The sequence below is a fragment of the Streptomyces sp. NPDC057253 genome (genome assembly GCF_042669125.1).
Classification (GTDB): Bacteria; Actinomycetota; Actinomycetes; order Streptomycetales; family Streptomycetaceae; genus Streptomyces.
In genome coordinates, this window is the sequence record NZ_JBHUXV010000302.1 from 1 (window position 1) to 1,291 (window position 1,291).

Here is a 1,291-nt window from a genome sequence, read left to right on the forward strand (position 1 = left end):
AAATCACATACGCCAACTGCTGTGGCGTCAGTGTGATGTCAGGTGCGGTCACCGGCCCGGCAGCCAACGAGGCGACCACCGCGGGATCATCCAGCGCCACGGTCCGCGTCGAGCTCAGTCCTTCGGCCGTTCCCCCTACGCCCACCAGAAGGTCCACTCCGGCGTCAGCAAGCATGAACGTGAGCCGCTCGGCCGGGTACTCCGGATCCAGTGGCAGATAGGCTGCTCCCGCCTTCCACACGCCGAGGATGGCGGTCACCATGTCCACCCCGCGTGGCAGGCACAGCCCCACCACATGGCCGGTGTCCACGCCCGCGCCGACCAGCAGGTGGGCCAGCCGGTTCGCCCGCTCGTCCAGGTCCGCGTACGACACCTCGATGCCGTCGTATACCACCGCTGTGGCTGTGGGATCGGCAGCCGCACGCTCCGCGATCAGCCCCGGGACCAGCGCTTCCGGCAGCTCGACAGCCGTGTCGTTCCACTCTTCGACAACCCGTCGGCGTTCGACCGTGTCCAAGACACCGATTGCACCCAGCCCGGCTTCCGGCGTGCTCTGCAGCGCGTCGGCCAGATTCTGCAGGCAGGTGCCCAGCAGGACGCACAGCTGCTCCGGGTCCGCAGGGCCCACCGAGTCGACGGTCAGGCCGAAGCCGGTCCCGTAATCGTCCACGGTGACGGCCACTGGATAGTTGGTCGCGTCCTGGATGTGCATCGTGCTGATGCCTTCGAACGCGGATTCTCTTCCCTGGTCTGCTCGGGTCCCGGGGTGCATGCTGTGCCGGTAGTTGAAGATCGAGGTGAACAGTGGGCTGCCGCCCGCCACGCCGCTGGCCTGCTGTGCAAGGGTCAGCGGGGCGTGCTCGTGGACCAGGAGCTCTGCAAGCTGATGCCGCAGGTCCGACAACGCCTCGCCCACGCCGGACGATCCCACCCGCACCCGCACCGGCAGTGTGTTCAGGAACAGCCCCGGTATCCGGTCCGCGCCCGCCCCGGCGTTCATCCGCCCGAACAACACGGTCCCGAACACGACGTCATCCCGGCCACTGACCGCCGCCAGCACCCGCGCCCACGCCAGATGGAACACCGTCGCCGCACTCACACCCAGCGAACGCGCCAACCCCCGTACTTCTTGAGCAACTTCCTCACTGACTGCGAGACGTGCCCGTTCCGCAGCACTGCCGTCGCCGCGAACATCGAGCAGGCCGTACGGGGCCGTGGTCTCCTCCACATCGCCCAACAGCTCGGCGAAGTACCGCTCATGCTCCGCACGCGGCACACCCAGGCGGGCCTG

General features: G+C 68.1%; 1 protein-coding gene. It reads right to left on the reverse strand.

Features of this window, described 5'->3' with window-relative positions; genetic code table 11:
- The coding region (locus tag ACFULQ_RS49125) for an AMP-binding protein (protein ID WP_383558367.1) at positions 1-1,276 on the reverse strand (1,276 nt) is incomplete at its 3' end.
- Between the last annotated feature and the right edge of the window lie 15 nt (positions 1,277-1,291).